General features: G+C 30.8%; 1 protein-coding gene and 1 pseudogene. Both read left to right on the top strand.

All coding sequences use genetic code 11. The annotated features are described in order from the left end of the window. Positions 1-276: pseudogene (locus tag BMX09_RS09940) on the top strand (hypothetical protein); the annotation flags it as partial. A 465-nt stretch (positions 277-741) separates the two neighbouring features. Next, positions 742-1,112, top strand: a 371-nt coding sequence (locus BMX09_RS09945; protein WP_177159614.1) for a helix-turn-helix domain-containing protein, incomplete at its 3' end; no start/stop codon positions are given.

Genomic DNA, 1,112 nt, shown 5'->3' on the forward strand with positions numbered 1-1,112 from the left:
GGTGCATACTACTTAAAAGATTGGGGATACATGGCTCATAATGAATGGATTTATGATAATCATTACCAAAGCTGGTTCTTTATTAATGAAGATGGCAGCTATGCTCAAAATCAATGGGTAGGCGCATACTACTTAAAAGATTGGGGATACATGGCTCATAATGAATGGATTTATGACAAAGGACATTGGTATTACTTAAAAGACAATGGCCAAATGGCACGTAATGAAGTAATCAATAGCTATAAAGTGGATGCATCAGGTAAATGGAAAAAATAAATGAGCAATTTCCCAAAAAAGATAAAAATGATAATTAAAGTTATAAAACTTACCTGAAAGAGTACTGATTTCATAGAGTTTTATATATAGCGAAGAGGTGTTATGCCTTTTCGCTTATTTTTATACCATTAGAATTGGCAAGCCTTCATTTTAGTGAGGAAATACTAACTAGTTCGTCCATAAATACAGTGATAATGTAATCAGTAAAGTTGTATTGGTATGATAGACAAGGGGAGCGCTTAAAAATGATTAATGAGGCAGACTATATTTTTTTTAAATTTAGTGCCAAGAAATCTCCGAAACTTTAGCTTTGTGGGATGAATTCTTATATCAAGATATTTTTGATACAATCATTATTGAGGGATATAAAATGAATTGTTGGAAAAGTGGAAGCCATAATAACTATTTGTGACAATATCATCAAAAAAATATATAGAAAAGCAAGGTTAGGAGGTGTTGTAAATAATGAACTATAATAAAGCTATCAAGTATAGAGTCTACCCAAATAAAAATCAAAAAGAATTATTGCAAAAGACATTTGGTTGTTGTAGAAAAATATGGAACTTAATGTTATCAGACAAGATTGATTATTACAGAGAAACAAAAGAATCATTGAAAACAACACCTGCCCAGTATAAAAAAGACTACCCTTACCTAAAGGAAGTAGATAGCCTAGCTTTAGCTAATGTTCAGTTGAATTTACAAACGGCATACAAGAATTTTTTTAGAGATAAAAAGGTTGGATTCCCTAAATTCAAGTCAGCTAAAAAAACTAAGAAAAGCTATACAACAAATAACCAGAAAGGCTCCATTACCCTAAATGATAAAAGTATAAA

This window comes from Granulicatella balaenopterae (assembly GCF_900111135.1).
Taxonomy (GTDB): Bacteria; Bacillota; Bacilli; order Lactobacillales; family Aerococcaceae; genus Granulicatella; species Granulicatella balaenopterae.